This window comes from Fenollaria timonensis (assembly GCF_001457835.1).
GTDB classification, from domain to species: Bacteria; Bacillota; Clostridia; order Tissierellales; family Peptoniphilaceae; genus Fenollaria; species Fenollaria timonensis.
In genome coordinates this window covers 777,352-795,993 of the sequence record NZ_LN898230.1, presented here as the reverse complement: position 1 = coordinate 795,993, position 18,642 = coordinate 777,352, and the positions used below count along the sequence as shown (strand labels likewise).

General features: G+C 32.7%; 24 protein-coding genes. 23 read left to right on the top strand and 1 reads right to left on the bottom strand.

What is annotated here, in order from left to right:
* Nucleotides 1-5: 5 nt before the first annotated feature.
* From BN3004_RS06835 to BN3004_RS06770, 14 genes are all read left to right on the top strand, one after another.
* Nucleotides 6-446, top strand: coding sequence for a hypothetical protein (locus tag BN3004_RS06835; RefSeq protein WP_058260448.1), 441 nt, complete (start codon nucleotides 6-8; stop codon nucleotides 444-446).
* Nucleotides 443-1,039: a hypothetical protein gene (locus tag BN3004_RS06830; protein ID WP_058260447.1), complete on the top strand. Its 597-nt coding sequence runs from the start codon at nucleotides 443-445 to the stop codon at nucleotides 1,037-1,039. Before BN3004_RS06835 ends, BN3004_RS06830 begins: the two co-directional genes overlap by 4 nt.
* A complete protein-coding gene (locus tag BN3004_RS06825; RefSeq protein ID WP_058260446.1) occupies nucleotides 1,036-1,755 on the top strand; it encodes a hypothetical protein in 720 nt (239 codons plus the stop codon). Before BN3004_RS06830 ends, BN3004_RS06825 begins: the two co-directional genes overlap by 4 nt.
* Nucleotides 1,748-2,170 (top strand): pilus assembly FimT family protein, encoded by a 423-nt coding sequence (locus BN3004_RS06820; RefSeq protein WP_058260445.1) that lies wholly within the window; start codon nucleotides 1,748-1,750, stop codon nucleotides 2,168-2,170. Before BN3004_RS06825 ends, BN3004_RS06820 begins: the two co-directional genes overlap by 8 nt.
* The gene (locus BN3004_RS06815) at nucleotides 2,157-2,507 is read left to right on the top strand and encodes a hypothetical protein (RefSeq protein WP_058260444.1); all 351 of its coding nucleotides are present in this window, start codon (nucleotides 2,157-2,159) and stop codon (nucleotides 2,505-2,507) included. Before BN3004_RS06820 ends, BN3004_RS06815 begins: the two co-directional genes overlap by 14 nt.
* Nucleotides 2,482-2,955 carry a PulJ/GspJ family protein gene (locus tag BN3004_RS06810; RefSeq protein ID WP_058260443.1) on the top strand — a complete coding sequence of 158 codons (474 nt, stop codon included), beginning with the start codon at nucleotides 2,482-2,484 and terminating at the stop codon, nucleotides 2,953-2,955. The genes BN3004_RS06815 and BN3004_RS06810 overlap by 26 nt, the downstream gene beginning before the upstream one ends.
* Nucleotides 2,952-3,767: a hypothetical protein gene (locus tag BN3004_RS06805; protein ID WP_058260442.1), complete on the top strand. Its 816-nt coding sequence runs from the start codon at nucleotides 2,952-2,954 to the stop codon at nucleotides 3,765-3,767. The genes BN3004_RS06810 and BN3004_RS06805 overlap by 4 nt, the downstream gene beginning before the upstream one ends.
* 106 nt (nucleotides 3,768-3,873) lie before the next feature.
* Nucleotides 3,874-4,431 carry an elongation factor P gene (gene efp / locus BN3004_RS06800; RefSeq protein ID WP_058260441.1) on the top strand — a complete coding sequence of 186 codons (558 nt, stop codon included), beginning with the start codon at nucleotides 3,874-3,876 and terminating at the stop codon, nucleotides 4,429-4,431.
* A 12-nt stretch (nucleotides 4,432-4,443) separates the two neighbouring features.
* On the top strand, nucleotides 4,444-4,794 hold the full coding sequence (locus BN3004_RS06795; RefSeq protein ID WP_058260440.1) for a CD1247 N-terminal domain-containing protein: 351 nt from the start codon (nucleotides 4,444-4,446) through the stop codon (nucleotides 4,792-4,794).
* A gap of 8 nt (nucleotides 4,795-4,802) precedes the next feature.
* The gene (locus tag BN3004_RS06790) at nucleotides 4,803-5,159 is read left to right on the top strand and encodes an Asp23/Gls24 family envelope stress response protein (protein ID WP_058260439.1); all 357 of its coding nucleotides are present in this window, start codon (nucleotides 4,803-4,805) and stop codon (nucleotides 5,157-5,159) included.
* Between the two features lie 81 nt (nucleotides 5,160-5,240).
* Complete coding sequence (gene nusB / locus BN3004_RS06785; RefSeq protein ID WP_058260438.1) at nucleotides 5,241-5,648, top strand: transcription antitermination factor NusB; 408 nt, start codon at nucleotides 5,241-5,243, stop codon at nucleotides 5,646-5,648.
* On the top strand, nucleotides 5,641-6,981 hold the full coding sequence (gene xseA, locus BN3004_RS06780) for an exodeoxyribonuclease VII large subunit (protein ID WP_058260437.1): 1,341 nt from the start codon (nucleotides 5,641-5,643) through the stop codon (nucleotides 6,979-6,981). The genes nusB and xseA overlap by 8 nt, the downstream gene beginning before the upstream one ends.
* Nucleotides 6,965-7,270: an exodeoxyribonuclease VII small subunit gene (gene xseB, locus BN3004_RS08285; protein WP_082244123.1), complete on the top strand. Its 306-nt coding sequence runs from the start codon at nucleotides 6,965-6,967 to the stop codon at nucleotides 7,268-7,270. The genes xseA and xseB overlap by 17 nt, the downstream gene beginning before the upstream one ends.
* Complete coding sequence (locus tag BN3004_RS06770; RefSeq protein ID WP_058260436.1) at nucleotides 7,257-8,087, top strand: polyprenyl synthetase family protein; 831 nt, start codon at nucleotides 7,257-7,259, stop codon at nucleotides 8,085-8,087. The genes xseB and BN3004_RS06770 overlap by 14 nt, the downstream gene beginning before the upstream one ends.
* Nucleotides 8,088-8,352: 265 nt before the next feature.
* Here the strand turns inward: BN3004_RS06770 and BN3004_RS06765 are convergent, their stop codons facing one another.
* Complete coding sequence (locus tag BN3004_RS06765) at nucleotides 8,353-9,528, bottom strand: ISL3 family transposase (protein ID WP_058259271.1); 1,176 nt, start codon at nucleotides 9,526-9,528, stop codon at nucleotides 8,353-8,355.
* A 173-nt stretch (nucleotides 9,529-9,701) separates the two neighbouring features.
* On the opposite strand from BN3004_RS06765, the gene BN3004_RS06760 reads away from it, so the two are divergent.
* The 9 genes from BN3004_RS06760 to BN3004_RS06720 all read left to right on the top strand — a co-directional run bounded on the left by BN3004_RS06760 (nucleotide 9,702) and on the right by BN3004_RS06720 (nucleotide 18,640).
* Entirely contained in the window at nucleotides 9,702-11,015 is a 1,314-nt protein-coding gene (locus BN3004_RS06760) for a S41 family peptidase (protein ID WP_058260435.1), read from the top strand.
* Nucleotides 11,016-11,137: 122 nt separating this feature from the next.
* Nucleotides 11,138-11,344: a 50S ribosomal protein L31 gene (rpmE, locus tag BN3004_RS06755; RefSeq protein ID WP_019213484.1), complete on the top strand. Its 207-nt coding sequence runs from the start codon at nucleotides 11,138-11,140 to the stop codon at nucleotides 11,342-11,344.
* A 42-nt stretch (nucleotides 11,345-11,386) separates the two neighbouring features.
* The gene (locus tag BN3004_RS06750; protein ID WP_058260434.1) at nucleotides 11,387-12,292 is read left to right on the top strand and encodes a DUF1385 domain-containing protein; all 906 of its coding nucleotides are present in this window, start codon (nucleotides 11,387-11,389) and stop codon (nucleotides 12,290-12,292) included.
* Entirely contained in the window at nucleotides 12,286-13,101 is an 816-nt protein-coding gene (prmC, locus tag BN3004_RS06745) for a peptide chain release factor N(5)-glutamine methyltransferase (RefSeq protein ID WP_058260433.1), read from the top strand. Before BN3004_RS06750 ends, prmC begins: the two co-directional genes overlap by 7 nt.
* Nucleotides 13,102-13,112: 11 nt before the next feature.
* Nucleotides 13,113-14,183 carry a peptide chain release factor 1 gene (gene prfA / locus BN3004_RS06740; protein ID WP_058260432.1) on the top strand — a complete coding sequence of 357 codons (1,071 nt, stop codon included), beginning with the start codon at nucleotides 13,113-13,115 and terminating at the stop codon, nucleotides 14,181-14,183.
* Nucleotide 14,184: 1 nt separating this feature from the next.
* A complete protein-coding gene (locus BN3004_RS06735; protein WP_058260431.1) occupies nucleotides 14,185-15,405 on the top strand; it encodes a uracil-xanthine permease family protein in 1,221 nt (406 codons plus the stop codon).
* Nucleotides 15,398-16,138, top strand: coding sequence for an NAD-dependent protein deacylase (locus BN3004_RS06730; RefSeq protein WP_058260430.1), 741 nt, complete (start codon nucleotides 15,398-15,400; stop codon nucleotides 16,136-16,138). The genes BN3004_RS06735 and BN3004_RS06730 overlap by 8 nt, the downstream gene beginning before the upstream one ends.
* A complete protein-coding gene (locus BN3004_RS06725) occupies nucleotides 16,128-17,345 on the top strand; it encodes a BaiN/RdsA family NAD(P)/FAD-dependent oxidoreductase (protein ID WP_058260429.1) in 1,218 nt (405 codons plus the stop codon). Before BN3004_RS06730 ends, BN3004_RS06725 begins: the two co-directional genes overlap by 11 nt.
* The gene (locus BN3004_RS06720; protein ID WP_058260428.1) at nucleotides 17,342-18,640 is read left to right on the top strand and encodes an NAD(P)H-dependent oxidoreductase; all 1,299 of its coding nucleotides are present in this window, start codon (nucleotides 17,342-17,344) and stop codon (nucleotides 18,638-18,640) included. The genes BN3004_RS06725 and BN3004_RS06720 overlap by 4 nt, the downstream gene beginning before the upstream one ends.
* The last annotated feature ends 2 nt before the right edge of the window (nucleotides 18,641-18,642 follow it).

Here is an 18,642-nt window from a genome sequence, read left to right as displayed (position 1 = left end):
TCATAATGCTTATAGCCTTTTATATACTTCTGTCACTTCTTCTTTTATTCATCTCGTACAAAGACATAAAAGAAGCCGAGTACAATAGTTTTTATTTTTACTTTTTAATAATAATTATCTCAGCTATAGCTATATTAGAAGAAGTATCTTATATTAAGATATGCCTTATATACCTAGCTTTATTTCTTTCGCACATTTTAAAGACTAAGTACATAGATTACATTGGCGATGGTGACGTTGACCTATATATTTTGCTATTTATGATATTTGATTTTGAAAAATTTTTGATATTAATAATAATATCAACTCTAAGCGCAATACTTGTAAATCTAGCTAAAAACTATTGGCGTAAGAAAAAGGATAGTGGAGTTAGACTAGTTCCATATATAAGCTTTGCATTTTTTATCTTGATGCTCTTTGATTTATTTAAGGGGAAGGTCTTATGAAGAACATTATGTACATCGATTCATCCTATGTGTTTTTAAACAATAAAAAAACTAGCATTGTTGAGCAAATTACTTATGATGATAGTGATAAAAGTGCTAGCCTTAAGTACTTATTTAAAAAGTTTAGAGACAATAAATACTTAAATAAAGATACTCTCATTATAAAGCTAAACGATTATGATAGTGATTTAGATTTTTATTTAGCTAGCCTAGATACAATTAATCTTTTATCCTTAAACTTAAAAGAAGAAAAAATTATGAAAATCATTACAGACGAAGCGCTGTATAAGTATGACGCAATCACTTCTTCATATGAAAAATCAAACTTTGATATCAATCTTTACAGTCTTGACAAGGATCAGCTTAATAACTATATTTTGAATCAAGCTAATAACACAGATGGTAAGGTTCTTCTCTTACTTAAGACAAAAGAATTTGAAGAAGTAAATAATATTTTATACTTAAAAGATTTATTTGAGATAGCCTCTAAAAAATATACAAATAAGGTGAACATATCACTTATAATAAACATAGCTCTAGATATCATTATACTAGCTTTAATTGTAATACTTGTACTGAGGTTTATAAGATGAGAAAGTATATAAATAAAGGGCTAATCATAATTTTACTTATTCTAGCTAATCTTTTTCTACCTATAAATAGCGAGGAGCCAAATTATGCGGATAGCGAAGTAAAAAAGAGATTTACTCTTGCCAAAGATAAGAACGACACACAGCTAAAGAAGGCAAAAAAGATTGATATTGCAAAACACGATAGTGACACTAAGGCCATTAGCAAAGATGAAATCATTAACAAGGTCATAATGTCTACGACTAATAGCTTTATTAGCTATAGTGATTTTGATGAAGAAGACCCTTTTGATATCTTAGATGAATTTGGTGAAGAAGATGAAGATGGTAATGAAGAGGCCATAGTATTAGAAAGTGAAATAAGTAATCATATGCTGGACACGTGGGAAGCAAAGGCGGGAAGCGTGTATTATCAAGATGAGAAGAGCATAGTCTTTTGCAATGATGATAATAATAATAAAAATATTATTATAGTGCCTAAGAATGATATTTTGATAAAGAAAGAATATTTAAGTATCGATTTTACTGGCTGCAGTGAGGCAAAATTAAAAATCATTAAAGATGGGAAAGAAGCAGTAATTGATTTAGAGGGTGCATCTGATTTTAAGTACTTCTATATTGGCAACGAGTTTAAAGGGGCAAGGATAGAGTCTATCGAATTTATAAGAGATAAGGATATGGCTTTTTATTTATCTATAGGTGAGATTGATTATGAATAAAAAAGGATTTACATACATCGATACAGTCATTTCTTTATGCGTGGCAGCTATAATTATATCTATGTTTATACTTGCGTATAGAGAGCTCAGTAATTATAGCGAGAGAGCTGAGGTCAAAAATGTTGTTCAAATAATAAAAAAGGCTAGACTTAGCGCTATCATGCAGATGGTTGATGTTGAAGTAGTTCTTGATGGTGATGAGATTCTTGTCTCAAATATCAATGATATGAAGAAAGTTTATAAGCTAGAGCATCTTAAGTTTGAATCGAGTGAAAGTTTTCAATTCACTAGTGAAGGCGGCACAAAATCTTTTAAGGGCTCATATAATATGATATTACTTTCAAACAAGAGTAAAAAGAAATATAATGTGATTATAGCAGCAGTTGGAGGACAGGTTAGGTATGAAGAAGTATAAAAAAGCACTTACAATGATGGATATTGTAGTTTCCTTTGCTATACTTTCTTGCTTCATACTTTTTCTGTCTATTTTTTTGAAGAATTTTATGTCGCTCGAGGCAGATACAAAGAAACTTAGAAAAGCTGATGCCTTTGCAAGTAATGCTATGGAAATTCTTAGATCAGATGAAACAAACGATGTCTATGCTATATCAGATAAGATAAAAGATAATTTAGGCGAAGAATGTAAATTTAATCTCGTTAAAGAAGCATATACTGGAGATTTATATACATTTACACTATATATAATTGATGAAGAAGGAAATACATATGAAGAATATCAGATCATCAAATAAAAAAGCAGAGTCTTTAATTGAGCTAATTATCGCTCTATTTCTCTTGTCAATAGTTTTGTTCCAAGCAAGCTCATTACTTAAAAACTTTACTAGTTTTTCTAAAAGATATGAAGAAAGCTTAGAGAAAGAAGATGACATCAATTTATTCTTTTCATTCATTGAAAATGATTTTACTCTATATAACGCAGTGAGTGTTAAGGCTGACTCTATCCATTTTGAAAAGAAAGGCTCGAGAGAACTTAAATCATCTGACTATTATATGGACGGCGATAGAATAAAGAGAGTTGCAGGTGCTAAGTCTATTGGCGTAACATACTTTTTATCAGGACTTGAAGACCTTTCCTTTGCTTATAATGCTGAGGACGGCTTTGTAAGCATGCAAATCAAAGTAGGTGGCAAAGACTATAAAAAGTTATTTAGTACAAAGTATCTCGAGGTGATAGAATGAAGAAGGGCAGTGCAAGTTTAGTAGTTTTATCTGTAATATTTTTACTAACGGCTCTCTTAATATATCTCTTTGAATACGTAAGCGTTGAAAGAATGATGTATCTCAATAGGTCAAAGATGAAGCAATATGCTTATAATGAAGAATCGCTACACAATATAATTACTAAGGATATACAAGAGACTTACTTAAATGGTGGCGACATATATGATATCATTGGTAAAGATTACTCAGTTTTTGAAAATCAAAAAGCGATAGTCTCACTAAATGATCCAACGGCAAAGAAGGCTATTAATGTTTATTACGAAGAAAAATTTTCTAATAAAAAGAAAATATCTAAAAGTACAAAATATTCATTACTAAACAGAATATTTTTCAAAGACAATCCTAGCACTAAAGAGAAAAAAGATTTTTGCGAAGAAATCATTCAAGATAATGAAGTGCAAAACTTTAGCACGAGCGAAATCAATAATTACTTTATTGATATTGAGGACATCGATGCAAGAAACTTTGATTATGGCAATGGCAATGCCATAGTCAAAATCACAGCTGACGATGAAGATCTAAACGCGAACATTAACGGCTCGGGTATAATGATTATAGATGGCGATGTAAATATAAAAGCAAATTTTAAGTTTAGAGGTCTTTTAATTATTGATGGCAGTCTAAGCGTTGAGGGCGATAGCGATATAATGGGAGCTCTTATTGATATAGATAAGAGATCTAATCTTGACTATTCAAAATCGCTTAATATGATGTATAGAAGGTGCAAAATATTCAAAGGAATAATAAAGGTGACTAGGTCAAACTATTAAAGATAATATTTATTTATAAAAATATCGATATTATTAAAAAAATACTTGTTAAATTACAAATTAACTGATATAATAGTCTTAGAGATTAGAATTTAGGAGGAAATATATGTTATCGGCAAGTGATTTTAGAAATGGCGCTACATTCGAATGGGATGGAGACGTTTATCAAGTATTGGACTTTCAACATGTTAAGCCAGGAAAGGGAGCTGCTTTTGTTAGAGCAACTATCAGAAGCGTATTAAGCGGCGCAACAAAGGAATTAACATTCAACCCAACTGAAAAGTTCAATGACGCACAATTGGAAACAAAAGAAATGCAATATCTTTACAATGATGATGCACTTTACTACTTTATGGACAACGAAACATATGAGCAACTTCCATTAAATAAGGACGAAGTTAGCGAAGCTATTCAATTCTTAAGAGAAAATGATACAGCAGTTATAAGATTCTACAAAGGCAAAGCATTTTCAGTACAAGCACCTAACTTTGTTGAACTAGAAGTTACTCAAACAGAACCTGGTGTTAAGGGAAATACTACTACTGGAGCTACTAAACCAGCTACAGTTGAAACAGGATTTACATTAAATGTACCACTATTTGTTAATATTGGTGATAGAATTAAAATAGACACAAGAAGTGGAGAATATTTATCTAGAGTTTAAGGAGGTAGAAAAATGTACGAACTATCAAAGAGAGTTTCTTATTTAAAGGGACTTGCAGAAGGCTTAGGCTTGAAGGAAGAAAGTAAAGAAGAAAAGATTTTAAATGAAATCATCGACATTCTTGATGAAATGGCTGAAGTTGTTTGTGATAACGAAGTAGCTATCGAAGACTTAGAAGACTACATCTTCGAAGTTGACGAAGATCTTTCTTACTTAGAAGATGATGTTTATGGCGATGACTACGAAGATTATGATGATGACGACTACGACTACGATTTCGATGATGATTACGACTTTGATTATGATGATGATTACTTCGAATATCCAGAAGAAGATGAAGATGAGGAGGAAGACTCTAAATAGAGTAAGATATGGAAAATAACAATATTGGAAAGATTACTATATCTGATGATGTTATAGCAACTATTGCTAGCAATGCAACATGTGAAGTAGAACATGTTTGCTCGTTATCAGCAGGTATTGGATCGAACATTACTGATTTATTAGGAGTAAAGAATTTTAATAAACCAATTAAAATTGAAAGCAGTGAAGAAGGTTGTATAATAGACATATATGTTGACATCGAATATGGTGCAAAGATTGACAAGGTTGGATACGATATTCAATCAAGTGTAAAATCGGCTGTTGAAGAGATGACTGACATACATGTTTTGCAAGTTAATGTTCATGTAAAGGGCGTTAAAGAAATACAAAAGGCTAATAAATAATTTGATTAAACTCCAGTAATTGCGCTGGAGTTTTTTTAATAAAAACTTAGGCACACAGCTGCCTTCTAAGTGAGGGATAATATGTCATACGACAAGACTAGATTAAATTTAATGAATGCAATATATCAAATTGACCTAAATAAATATACTTCAGTAAGTGATTTAGATGGGTATTTTGAAGCGCTTGAGATAAGTGATGAGAATAAAATGAAGCTTAGTAATAGACTTGAGAAATTTATTGAGAATGTCGATCTAATTGATACAGAACTTAAAAAAGCGTTTAAAGATGCTAAGCTTGAAAGACTATCATACATTGACAGAGCACTACTAAGACTTGCCATCTTTGAAATATATATAGAAGAAGAAATTGCTTATCAAATTATTATCAACGATATAGTAGAAATTGCAAAGAACTTCTCAGACGATAACTCATACAAATTTATTAACGCTATACTTGGTGATTACGTAAGGAACTATTACCATGAATAAATTCACGGTAACGGCTCTTAACGACTACATAAAGGACGTTCTGGACAGCGATTTTCTTTTGCAAGAGATATACGTTGAAGGGGAAGTTGCTGATTATAAGAAAAACAATTCGGGCCATTTATATTTTTTGATTAAGGATGAGAGCTCCAAGATTAAGTGCGCCTTCTATTGTTATAAGAATGAAGAAGAGATCACGCTTGAGAATGGCATGAAGGTCTTTATCAAAGGAAAGATATCTACTTACGACCAAAACAGCACTTACCAGATCAATGTTGATTATGTGGAAGAGCTTGGTATAGGTAAGCTTAAGAGAGAGTTTAGAAAAACGCTTGAAAAGCTTGAAAAGGAAGGCCTTTTTGACGAAGAATTTAAACAAGAAATACCAAAGTACCCTAGAAGACTTGGCTTAATCGCTTCATCAACAAGTGCCGGCTTTAGAGATATAGTAAAGGTGCTTAGACGAAGGACAAATATGATTGACATAATTTTATATGACTCCTTCGTTCAAGGGGATATGGCTGTAGCTAATATTAACAGTGGACTGGATTACTTCAATCAAAAGAACGATGTTGATCTCATTCTTATTGCAAGAGGCGGCGGCAGTTACGAAGAACTAGCTGTTTTTAACGATGAGAGCATGGCGAGAAAGATATTTGCATCAAAGATTCCTGTTATGACAGCTGTTGGTCACCAGATAGATAGCTTTATAGCTGATCTTGTAGCAGATAAGAGATGCGCAACGCCATCTGAGGCGGCTGAAATTATATCCAAGTACTATTATGAACTACCTGATATGCTTGATCAAAGCATAATACAGATAAGTTTTTTAATGAATCACTATATTTCAAGTGAAGAAGCCAATTTAAAGAACAAAAGAGATTTGATTAATAGCTTAAACACTAAAACCCTAATTGATAATTTTTATTCAAAGACAAATAATCTTATGATATTAATTAAAAAAGAGATGGATAAGTACATTTATGCGAAGGAGAAAAAAGTCGATATGCTTGCTTCAAGACTAATTTATTCATCCGTAAGTAAAAGGATAGACGAAGCGAACAACACCATTGACAAGAGAATTGTTAATATTAATCAAGCTATGAACAATAAGCTGAGCGCTATGACAGAGGATTTGCAAAAGTTTAAGCTAAGGCTTACAATAAACGATATTTACAAGACTTTAAGAAGAGGTTACTTCTTAGTATGTGATTTAGATAATAAAACCATAAAAGATGCTAATGATATAAAAGTAGACTCGGATATATTTATTAAATCGTACAATAGCAGTATTAAAGCTCATGTGTTGGAGGTAAATAATGACATTAAATTATGAAAAAACATTAGATAACTTAGACGATATTCTTGAAAAACTACAAAGTCAAGAGCTAAGTTTGGATGAAAGCATAGATGAATTCGAAAAAGCGGTTAAACTTTACAAAGAATTGAATAAAAAATTAAGCGAAGCTAAGATGAAAATTAAAAAGATTGAGATAGACGACTTAAATCTATCAAAAGAGATTGATTATGACGTTGAAGACAATGACTTTGAAACTATAGACTCATTCAAAGACTTTGGCGAAGCACGTGACGACGAACTGGACTATGACGATGATGAATATTAATACATTTAAAGAGGCCTTTGACAAGAGGCTTCCTATGGAGCTAAAGCCTTACCTTAATGATGACGTCATCTCAGAGGCCATAGAATACGCTTCATACGATGCAGGCAAGAGACTTAGACCCTTTATACTATATAGCCTTGGAAATGAGCTAGAGCTCGATAAGAAGTTAATTAATGCCTTTGCAGTCGCACTTGAGCTAATACACAATTACTCCTTAGTTCATGATGATTTGCCAGCTATGGATAACGATGAGTATAGACGCGGCAAATTCACAGTTCACAAGAAATTTGGCGAAGCAAACGCAATTTTGTGCGGTGATGCACTTTTGAACTTATCAATGGAGTATTTAGCTCACAAACTTAGAGATAATGATAATAAAAACATATTAAAAGCAATGAGCTATATGTATAGATCATCAGGCATTAAAGGCATGATACTTGGCCAGTCAGAAGATATTCGCATGGAAAGTGGCGAGACAGGCGAATATACTTATGATGAATACAAGGCGATGATACTTAATAAGACAGGAAGACTTTTTAATATAGCTTTTCTTGTTCCGTGCATATTAGCAGACAAAGATGAAGAGACAATGAAAAACGTATTAATCTTCTCAAGACTATTTGCAATGAGCTTTCAAATTAATGACGATTTAGATGATTTGAAAGAAAATAAAGAGATAGATGGCAACAATATACTTAAGTTTCATTCACTTGAAGAAGCAAAAGAGATACTTGAAGAAAATTTAAAGAAGATGAAGGCACTTCAAGCAAAGCTTAATTATGAAACAACAAAGTACTCATTAGAATTAATTAAATAATATATATCTAAAACATATTGATTTTAAATCAGTATGTTTTTTTTATTTTTTTAAGTTGATTATTAATCTGTATGTGATATAATATTTAGGCTCTATGTCAAATATTGGGGAGACTTATTGATTTAAGTCTCTCTTTTTATGTTAAAACTAACATTTGCACGTTTTTAATTTATATACTTAAAATAACACAAATTTATGTAATTTTTGCATGACTAATAAACCTATATAGGCTTATTAGGTTTTTATGATGTTTTATATATATATTTTAGTCTAAAAGCATTATTCTTTTTCTGAACCTCTCGAAGTTTCTCATACCAAAGCTGTTTCTTTTTAGTGTCTTTATCTTTGTATGTTTTCCTTCTAGTGCTCCATTTGAATGTTTGTAGTCAAATGAGTTTGTAATTTCATCAGACCAGTTTGTAAAGGCTGTTATACATGATTTAAACTCTTTAAGTTTTGATTTTTTACATATGTCTATCCATGCGTTTACCTTGTATTGTGCTTGTTCTTTGTTTTTCTGCACTAGAACTTCTTGATAGAAGGATTCTTTTAAGCCATATGCTAGTCTTAGCTCTTCGCTTATCTCTAGCATTAGAGCTGCTTCTCGCTTTTGATCATCATTAAGTTTTGGCATTGGTTTTGTAAGTATGCTTTTACTTCTTTTTAGGTATATTCTCATTTCTGCTGATGTATCTTTTTGTATTCTCTTTCTTACGTTTTCTAAGCTCCAAGAGACTTGTCTTACGAAGTGATATTTGTCTGCTATGTGTACTGCGTTTTTAAAGTATGCGTTTTTAACGTTTTTAAATGTTTTTGACATATCGCTAACAAATATCTTTACATTTTCTCTTTCTTCTTTTGGTATGTTTTTAAAGTATTCAAACAAAATATTTTCTTGCCTACTTTTAACTATGTCTATGATTTCATGTGTTATGCCATCTAGAAGTGAGCATTGATACTTGTATGAACCGCTGTCGCCTTTAAACTCGTCTATTAAAAGTACTTTTGGAAGACTTTTTCTCTCTACTGATAGGTAAGATAGGACTCTTGTAACTGTTGATGTGCTTACTGAGTATCTTCTTGATATTGACTTTATTGAGTAAAGTTCTCTAAACTCTCTAGCTATGGATGCTACTAGTCTTTTTGTCATGGTCATTTTCTTTGCTACTAGTTCTGTTTTGCTATCAATTCTTTTCCCGCAGCACTTACAGTTGTACCTAGTTTTTCTTAGGTTTATTATGCATTTTTTACCATGCATCTGTGTATCTTTTATCTTTTGAGTTCTGTGATCATGAACCCAGATATGTTTAGAACCACAGTATGGGCAGCTTTTTAACTTTTTTGTCTGTGCTTCTATAACTACTACATTTTCACCTTCTTTAAAATTGTTAACAACTACATCTTTACAAGCTAGCAAATTTATGGTATTATATTCTTGCACTTGTACACACCTCCTATGTTGTAGTGGTATTTTAAGTATAGGATAAAATGTGTGCAAGTGCAACTTTTTTTTGTAATTTTATCAAAAAAATATCTATTGAGGTTTTACTCCCCAATAGATATTATACAGCCAATATTTATAGATATAAATTTGCAATGAGGGGGCTATAAATCATGAAGAAGAATGCTATCATATCATTTTGTCTTATAATGCTATTATTAATAGTATCAATTTTTTCTTATAATAACTATATTAACACTAAGACTAATGACATAAGGGCAATTAATTTAAAAGACTTGGAGCATAAAGAATTTAATTTAAGTAAAGAGGATTACATAGAAGATTTTAATTTCGCATACAATACCTTGAAAGAGCATTATCCATTTTTTGAAGTTAATAAAAAATTATATGGTGTTGATTGGCTAAATAATAAAGAGAAGTATGAAGCATATATTGCAGAATCAAAAAATGATGCAGACTTCTTTAGTAGAATGACTTCTGTTTTAGACGAACTTCACAATAGACATACTCATTTAATGCCAGAAGATTATGCAATGTTTATGTATGTCAATTATTATCCTACGCCAAAGAATGCTTGGAGACATGATATTGCTAAAATGTATGAGAAAGACAATGTTCGAAGAAGATACAATATTAATAACGAAACAGTAAAGAAATATGTCGATGCAAATATAAAGAAGGACGATGAAGTAAATAAGACTTATTCTAAAAATCTTATGACTGAGAATATAATTAAAGATAAACTTGCTTATATCAGAATTAGCTCACTTATAGGTATGGAATACATCAATCAAGATAGAGACATTGTTATTAATTATCTGAATGAAATAAAAGATTATCCTTTCTTAATAATCGATATAAGAGGCAATGGCGGTGGTGACAGCAGATATTGGGCTGATTTTTTACTTCCTAAAATAATAGATAAAAAATACGAAACAAAAGATTATCTTTTTATTAAATCAGGAGAATTATATAAAAAAATATTTGAACAAATGCATTTTAATAATGACTTAAAAACATTTTTAGATAAGTCTTCATTTAGTATTGATGTGAAAGATATTCTTAAAGATTTTGATGGCTATTTAGTTGGTGGTAGTATAATAGGGCCAAGTGAAGACTCTATTCACTTCAAAGGAAAGATATATCTTTTAGTAGATAATGGAGTTTATTCTTCGGCTGAGATGCTTGCCTCATTTTGCAAAGAAACTAAATTGGCTACCTTGGTAGGAAGCAGAACAGGTGGTGACGGTATTGGCTTTGACCCAATGCAAGTAGACCTTCCTAATACGGCCTTTGTTATGAGATTCTCAAATGTAATGGGTGTAACTGAGTCTGGTTCTATAAACGAATTAGATCAAACAGTGCCAGATATAATTGTTCAAGAGAGTGAAGAGGACAAGACAGGCTATTTAGAAAATCAAAGAATTATAAAAGCAGTGATGAGAGATGCTGGTCTTAGTAAATAGATATGAAGTAATATACAATATGTATTGAAAGAAAATTTATAAAAAATTTATAAAAAATACTTGAAATATTGATACTTATATGATATAATCTAATGGTTAATGTGATAAGAGAGGTGAAAAAAATGAAAAAGGACATACATCCAGAATTTAAAGAAGTAACTGTTACATGCGCATGTGGCAACACATTCGTTACAGGATCAACAAGAGACGAGTTAAAAGTAGAAGTTTGCTCTGAATGTCACCCATTCTTTACAGGTAAACAAAAGTTTACTGAACGTGGTGGCCGTGTAGAGAAATTCAAGAAGAGATACAAAAAAGACGAAAATTAGCAGACTTTTTTCTGCTAATTTTTCATTATATAGGTGAAAAAAATGAAAAAGAATTTTAAAACAAGTATAGGTGGACAAGCTTTAATCGAAGGTATACTTATGAAGGGACCAGAGAAGACTTCTATTGCCGTTAGAAAACCTGATGGCAAGATAGAGGTAAGTGTAAAAGATGATAGCAAGAAAAATAATAAGCTCATCTTTAAGATACCATTCATAAGAGGTATATCTAAGCTTGTGGACTCAATGTCTGAAGGCACTAAAGCTCTCTATTATTCTGCCTCTTTTTATGACGATGAAGAGGATAAAAAAGAAACTAGTAAATTTAAGGATACTTTGTTTAATATTTTTACTTTTGTTTTTTCTTTTTTTATAGCTATAGCACTTTTTGTTGTAATTCCAACATTCATAGCTAACTTCTTAAAGGATAAAATCAATAATATATTCTTACTAAACTTTGTTGAAGGCTTGATAAGGATATCTATATTTTTAGTATATATAAGTTTAATATCGAATCAAAAGGATTTAAAGAGAGTATTCATGTACCACGGCGCTGAGCACAAAACTATCTTCGCTTATGAGAATGGCCTTGATCTTACTGTTGAAAATGTACAAAAGATGAGCAAGTACCATCCAAGATGCGGAACAAGCTTTTTGTTTATGGTTATGCTTGTATCAATAGTAGTGCTGTCATTCTTTGGATGGCCATCTCCAGTAATGAGAGTAGTCTCAAGAATTATAGCTCTGCCACTAGTAGCTGCTATATCATACGAGATCAATAGACTCATAGGCAAGTACGATAACGTGGGCTTTTGTAGGGCTGTTGCTAAACCAGGACTATGGTTACAAAAGATTGCTACTGTCAAAGAGCCTGATGACGATATGGTTGAAGTAGCGATAGCGGCGGTTAAAGAAGTAATACCTAGTGAAGAAGGTTTAGACGCTTGGTAGTTAAAGATATTATAAGAAAAGCTTTAGCTGATATTGAAGCATCGGGAAAAAATATACTTAATCCAATGGGCGAGATATATATACTTCTAGAGCATATAACGGGCAAGGATAAGCTGTTTTTAAGCTTGAACAAAGATTTTGATATTAATGAAGAAGAGTTTTTTGCGCTTCTTAATAGGAGGTTAAATGACACGCCCATGGCTTACATCATAGGCAAGAAGTATTTTAGAAACATTGTTCTAAAAACTGATGAAAGAGCGTTGATACCTAGGTTTTGTACAGAGGAATTAATTGACATTGTTAATGGCTTTATAAAACCAAATGACAGTGTATTAGACATGTGTACGGGAACTGGAGCTATAGCTCTTGCTATTAAAGAAGAAAATACAAAAGTTGATGTTACTTGCTCGGATATTTCTGAAGATGCACTTAATTTAGCTAAGGAAAATTCTGAATTAAACAATTTATCTATAAATTTCATTTTATCTGATTTATTTGAGAATATTAGTGGAACTTATGATATACTAATATCGAACCCACCATATATATCTAGTGAAGAATATATGGGCTTGGAAGAGGATATATTTAAGGAGCCAAAGCTTGCCTTAGTAGGCGGAACTTTGGGCTATGAATACTACGAGAAAATCATTAAACAGGCTAGAGAAAAGATTAAACGCATGGTATTTTTCGAGATTGGATACAATCAAGGAAATATTGTAAAAGATATATTAGAAAAGAATAATTATAAAGATATTAAAATCTACAAAGACCTTGAAGGCTTTGATAGATTTGTTTCTGCCTGCATTTAGGAGATGAGAAAATGTTAGAAAAATTAAATTTTATTGAAGACAAGTATAAAGAACTTGGCGAAAAAGTCATGGATCCAGATCTTTTGAAGGACATGAAAGAGTATCAAAAGACAATGAAGGAATACTCTGACTTAAAGCCAATAGTTGATAGATATAAAGAGTATCAAGGTTATTTAAATGAACTTAAGGATACTGAAGAGATGCTTGGCGAGAACCTTGATGATGAGATGAGGGAACTTGCTAAGGAAGATTTAAAGAATTTACAAGAAAATATTGCTAAGGCCGAAGAAGACCTTAAAATTATGCTTATACCAAAGGACCCTAATGACGATAGGAACGTTATCGTAGAAATTAGAGGCGGTATAGGCGGCGAAGAAGCTGCACTATTTGCTGGAGACTTATTTAGAATGTATTCTATGTACGCTGACAAGAGAGGCTACAAAACTGAAGTCATGAGTACGAACGAAACTGGTATAGGCGGCTTTAAGGAAGTTATCTTTATGATAAATGGTAAAGGCGCTTACTCAAGACTAAAACACGAATCAGGCGTTCACAGAGTTCAAAGAGTTCCTGAAACAGAAGCCTCCGGTCGTATACACACATCAGCAGCTACTGTTGCTGTTATGCCTGAAGCTGATGACGTTGAGATAGAAATCAATGAAAACGATTTAAAGATAGACGTTTATAGAGCTAGTGGTCACGGCGGACAATGCGTTAACACAACTGACTCTGCTGTTAGAATCACTCACGTTCCTACAGGACTTGTAGTTACTTGCCAAGACGAAAAATCACAATTAAAGAACAAAGAAAAAGCAATGAAGGTTCTTAAATCAAGACTATATGACAAGATGCTACAAGAACAAAATGATGAACTAGCTAAGCTTAAAAAGGGCCAAGTAGGTTCAGGAGACAGATCTGAAAGAATTAGAACATATAATTTCCCACAAGGAAGAGTAACTGATCATAGAATCAATTTAACTTTATATAGATTGGAAGACTTTTTGAACGGGGATTTAGATGAGATGATAGACGCTCTACTAACTCACGAACAAGCAGAAAAATTAAAAGAATTGGAGGCATAAGATGAAAGCATCTCTTAGTATTAAGAAATCGATTTTAGCTTTGCAACACTTGATTGCTATGTTTGGGGCTACAGTTTTAGTTCCTATACTTACAGGACTTGATCCTTCTGTAGCACTTTTCAGTGCTGGCTGTGGTACACTTATATTCCACTATTGCACAAAGAAAAAAGTGCCAGTATTTTTGGGTTCATCATTTGCATTTATACCAGTTATAGTGCAAGTAGCTGAGCAATATGGCGATCTTAGATACGCTCAAGGCGGTATGCTGGTAGCAGGTTTAGTCTATGTATTATTTTCGTTCTTCATTAGAGGCATAGGCATAGAAAAAATACAAAAGATACTACCACCACAAGTAATTGGACCTATGATTATAGTTATAGGCTTCAATCTATTGCCAACAGCGTTTAATATGGCGAAGACATCATATATAGTAGCTGGACTTACACTTGCAGTTGCTGTAGCTTGGCCATATTTAGTTAAAGGTTTCTTAAAGCAAATATCTATACTCGTTGCAGTAATATTTGGCTATATACTATCAGTTGCTTTAAATCTTGTTGACTTTACACAAATTAATAATGCTCAATATTTTGCGGTGCCAAACTTTACTTTGCCACTGTTTAATATTGAAGCCATTATAATCATTGTTCCAATAATATTTGCTGTATTTATGGAACACTTAGGCGATATCACTACTAATGGAGCAGTAGTTGGACAAAACTTTGTAGAAGATCCAGGTCTTAACAGAACTTTACTTGGCGATGGTTTAGCAACAGTATTTGCTTCACTTATAGGTGGACCAGCTAACACTACTTATGGCGAAAATACAGGAGTTTTAGCTATTACAAAGAACTACGATCCATCAATACTAAGACTTGCAGCAGTCTTTGCCATCATCCTAGGCTTTGTTGGCAAGCTTGGAGGTTTCTTAAGAACTATACCACAAGCAGTTATGGGTGGCATATCAATTATGCTATTCTCAATGATAGGCTTTATTGGTTTTAGAAACATTAGAGATAATCATGTTAAATTAAATATAAAAAATATCATAGTTATGGCAGCAATTCTTTTCATAGGATTTTCAGGCGGTTTATTTAAAGAGCTGTTCGGCTTTACTATAGAGCTTCCTATAACTGAAAGTATCAGTCTTAACGGACTAAGCTTAGCAGCTATAGTTGGTATTTTATTAAATGCTATTCTTAATGGAGTGAAGAAGGATGCTTGATATTGATCTTTTGGTCCAAGAAGTAAAAAAATCAAAGCATATGGTTTTCTTTGGAGGTGCAGGTGTTTCGACTGAGAGCGGTATACCTGACTTTAGAGGAGCAGGTGGCCTTTACAATGACAGGCTTTATGAAGGATATGAACCAGAAGTAGTTTTGAGCAATTTATTTTATCATGCGCATCCGGATATATTCTTTGACTTTTGTAGAGATAAAGTTATTTACGAAAATGTTAAGCCAAACGAAGGACATAAGGCGCTTGCAAGACTTGAAGAGATGGGTATATTAAAAGCAGTTATCACTCAAAACATAGATAATCTACATCAAGACGCTGGCAGCAAGAAAGTTATTGAGCTTCACGGCAATATTAACAGATCTTATTGTACTAAGTGCCATAAAGAGTTTGACGCAATGTATATCAAGCACTCAAAAGGTGCTTGTACTTGTGATGAGTGCGGCGCATTGATTAAGCCGGATGTTGTTTTATACGGAGAGGCACTAGACAATAATGTTATGTCTGAAGCTATAAATGAAATATCTATGGCTGATTTGCTTTTAGTTGCTGGGACATCACTAAAGGTATATCCAGCAGCGGGACTAATTAGATACTTTAATTCAGACAATTTAGTAATTATAAATAAGGATAAAACATCTTACGATAGATATGCAAAACTTGTTTTTCATGAGGGTTTTGGAAAGATATTAAAAGAAGTGGTGGATAGAATTGACATATGATGCTATAGTCATAGGAGCAGGTGCAGCAGCACTATTTTTTGGGGCTCTTAATAAGGATAAATTAAATATACTTATGCTTGAGCGGAACGATAGAGTCGGCAAAAAGCTCCTTACTACTGGCAATGGCAGGTGCAACTATACTAACACTAAGCTTAATGAAAACCTTTATAACGATAAGAACTTTACTTCATATATGATTGAGAAATATGGCTATGAGGTAATTTTAGAAAAGTTCAAAGCCATGGGCATATATCCATATATGGAGGATGATAGAGTCTATCCTATGTCATTACAAGCATCAAGCGTCCTTGACGTACTTAGATATGAAAATGATAGAAATAATATAGATATAAAAACTGATGTCTTTGTAAAAAGCTTTCATAAAGATGGTGATATCTTTATACTTAAGGATCAAAACGCAAATATTTACAAGAGCAAGAGCTTAGTTATAGCTTGTGGCGGCGCTGCTATGCCGAAATTTGGTTCAGACGCCAATCTATTTAAGCAAATAAAAGAGCTTGGTATATTTGTAATTGATACAAAGCCAGCACTAGTACCATACGAGTGTGATTATAAGTACTTAAAGCACTTAGATGGATTTAGAGTAAAAGCAAAACTAAGTTTAAAAAAAGCAGGTAAGATTATTAAAGATGATGTAGATGATGTTTTATTTACAAAATATGGTTTATCGGGGCCAACAGTCTTTCAATTATCTAGATACATTAAGGGCAAGGAAAGTGCTTATAAATTTAGCATAGACTTTTTTTATACTTTTACTGAAGAAGAAATGTTTGCTTTATTAAGCGAAAGAAGAAAAGATTTAGGGCACAAGAGTCTGGATGAATTTTTTATTGGTCTTATACACAAAAGGCTTATAATTCCTGTGATAGATAGACTTGGCCTTGCTAAAGAAATGCTTGCTAAGGATTTAAGCGATAATGATTTACATAAAATAATAAAAATATTAAAAGATTTTGAATTAGATATTATAAAAAATAAAGGCTATGGCATTGGCCAGATAAGCCTTGGTGGAGTAGCTAGTAAAGAGATAAATAATAAGACTATGGAGTCAAAGAAAGTTCATGGACTATACTTCATCGGGGAGGTAATTGACATAGACGGCCCATGTGGAGGCTACAATCTAAGCTTTGCGTGGTTATCTGCCATGGCGGCATATGACGATATAAGATCGAGGTGGAAGGCTTGATAAATTATCAAAAGAAATTTTATGAATATAAAGAAAAAGGTAAAAAGATAAATGTTTCCTTACTAGGAGCCGGCTTTATGGGTAAGGCGCTGGTAAGTCAATATATACAAAGCGGGGTTTTAAATCCCTTATTAATATCTTCAAGACATATTGAAGATGCGATTGATGCTTATCTTGCAGCGGGTATTGCTAGAGAAGATATTATTAAAATCACTAGCGCTGACGAAATTAGTGATTTAAATAAGTATTATATATGTGAGGACAAAGAGCTTTTATACAAATCAGAGCACATTGATTATGTAATAGATGCGACAGGTGAGCCAATTGTCGGCACTGAAATCAGTTACAACGCTTTAATGAATGGCAAAAACGTAATTACATTCAATCTAGAGAGCGATGTCTGCGTTGGAACAGTGTTTTCAAAGATAGCTGAAGAAAAAGGACTTATATATACAGGCATAGATGGAGACGAGCCAGGAACAGTTCTTGAGCTTTACAATGAAGCTAAAATAATGGGCTTTGATGTTTTAGCCATTGGCAAAGGAAAGAACAATGTAGTCGATTTAGAAGCTAATCCAGACACAGTAAGTGAATCTGCCAAAGAAAAGGGAATTAAAAAAGAGATGCTAGCAAGCTTTGTAGATGGCACTAAGACCATGGTCGAGATGGCTACTATGAGTAATGCGACTGGATTTAGAGTGGATGTCGATGGCGGACACGGAATCAAATCCGATATCAAATCGCTCGACAAGAAACTTTGTCTTAAATCAGAAGGCGGCGTGCTTAATTCATACGGCATAGTTGATTATGTCAATGGCATAGCGCCAGGCGTCTTTGTCATAGTTAAGAGCGACTTGAAGAAGATTGATCACTTAATGAGATTTCTAAAGATGGGCGAAGGTCCAAATTATGTTTTATACAGACCTTACCATTTGACCAGCATAGAGACTATAAATACAGTATTAAAGGCACATTTCGACAAGCTCGAAGCTATAAAACCTATATCTGAAATACCATACTCAGATGTAGTTGCTATTGCTAAGAAGGACATGAAGAAAGGCGAGAAGCTTGATTACATCGGAGGCTACACTTTTTATGGCAAGTGCATAGACTTTGAAAAGTCAAGAGAAAAGAATTTAGTGCCTATATCCGTCATAAACGAAGGCGCAGTCCTTAGTAGAGACATTAAAAAGGGCGAAAATATTGATTATAATAGCGTAGAACTTGATAGTGAGACGCTTGTATATAAACTTAGAAAAGAAATAGAAGCAAAGTACGAAGCTTCAAGGAGGTAATT

Bases quoted from the DNA above. Each gene is read 5' to 3' on its own strand.
- xseA (WP_058260437.1), top strand. From the start codon at position 5,641: ATGAATAAATTCACGGTAACGGCTCTTAACGACTACATAAAGGACGTT.
- BN3004_RS06815 (WP_058260444.1), top strand. From the start codon at position 2,157: ATGAAGAAGTATAAAAAAGCACTTACAATGATGGATATTGTAGTTTCC.
- BN3004_RS06825 (WP_058260446.1), top strand. From the start codon at position 1,036: ATGAGAAAGTATATAAATAAAGGGCTAATCATAATTTTACTTATTCTA.
- BN3004_RS06790 (WP_058260439.1), top strand. From the start codon at position 4,803: ATGGAAAATAACAATATTGGAAAGATTACTATATCTGATGATGTTATA.
- BN3004_RS06795 (WP_058260440.1), top strand. From the start codon at position 4,444: ATGTACGAACTATCAAAGAGAGTTTCTTATTTAAAGGGACTTGCAGAA.
- BN3004_RS06760 (WP_058260435.1), top strand. From the start codon at position 9,702: ATGAAGAAGAATGCTATCATATCATTTTGTCTTATAATGCTATTATTA.
- BN3004_RS06750 (WP_058260434.1), top strand. From the start codon at position 11,387: ATGAAAAAGAATTTTAAAACAAGTATAGGTGGACAAGCTTTAATCGAA.
- BN3004_RS06805 (WP_058260442.1), top strand. From the start codon at position 2,952: ATGAAGAAGGGCAGTGCAAGTTTAGTAGTTTTATCTGTAATATTTTTA.
- xseB (WP_082244123.1), top strand. From the start codon at position 6,965: ATGACATTAAATTATGAAAAAACATTAGATAACTTAGACGATATTCTT.
- nusB (WP_058260438.1), top strand. From the start codon at position 5,241: ATGTCATACGACAAGACTAGATTAAATTTAATGAATGCAATATATCAA.
- BN3004_RS06830 (WP_058260447.1), top strand. From the start codon at position 443: ATGAAGAACATTATGTACATCGATTCATCCTATGTGTTTTTAAACAAT.
- prfA (WP_058260432.1), top strand. From the start codon at position 13,113: ATGTTAGAAAAATTAAATTTTATTGAAGACAAGTATAAAGAACTTGGC.
- BN3004_RS06810 (WP_058260443.1), top strand. From the start codon at position 2,482: ATGAAGAATATCAGATCATCAAATAAAAAAGCAGAGTCTTTAATTGAG.
- BN3004_RS06835 (WP_058260448.1), top strand. From the start codon at position 6: ATGCTTATAGCCTTTTATATACTTCTGTCACTTCTTCTTTTATTCATC.
- rpmE (WP_019213484.1), top strand. From the start codon at position 11,138: ATGAAAAAGGACATACATCCAGAATTTAAAGAAGTAACTGTTACATGC.
- BN3004_RS06730 (WP_058260430.1), top strand. From the start codon at position 15,398: ATGCTTGATATTGATCTTTTGGTCCAAGAAGTAAAAAAATCAAAGCAT.
- BN3004_RS06820 (WP_058260445.1), top strand. From the start codon at position 1,748: ATGAATAAAAAAGGATTTACATACATCGATACAGTCATTTCTTTATGC.
- BN3004_RS06735 (WP_058260431.1), top strand. From the start codon at position 14,185: ATGAAAGCATCTCTTAGTATTAAGAAATCGATTTTAGCTTTGCAACAC.
- efp (WP_058260441.1), top strand. From the start codon at position 3,874: ATGTTATCGGCAAGTGATTTTAGAAATGGCGCTACATTCGAATGGGAT.
- BN3004_RS06770 (WP_058260436.1), top strand. From the start codon at position 7,257: ATGATGAATATTAATACATTTAAAGAGGCCTTTGACAAGAGGCTTCCT.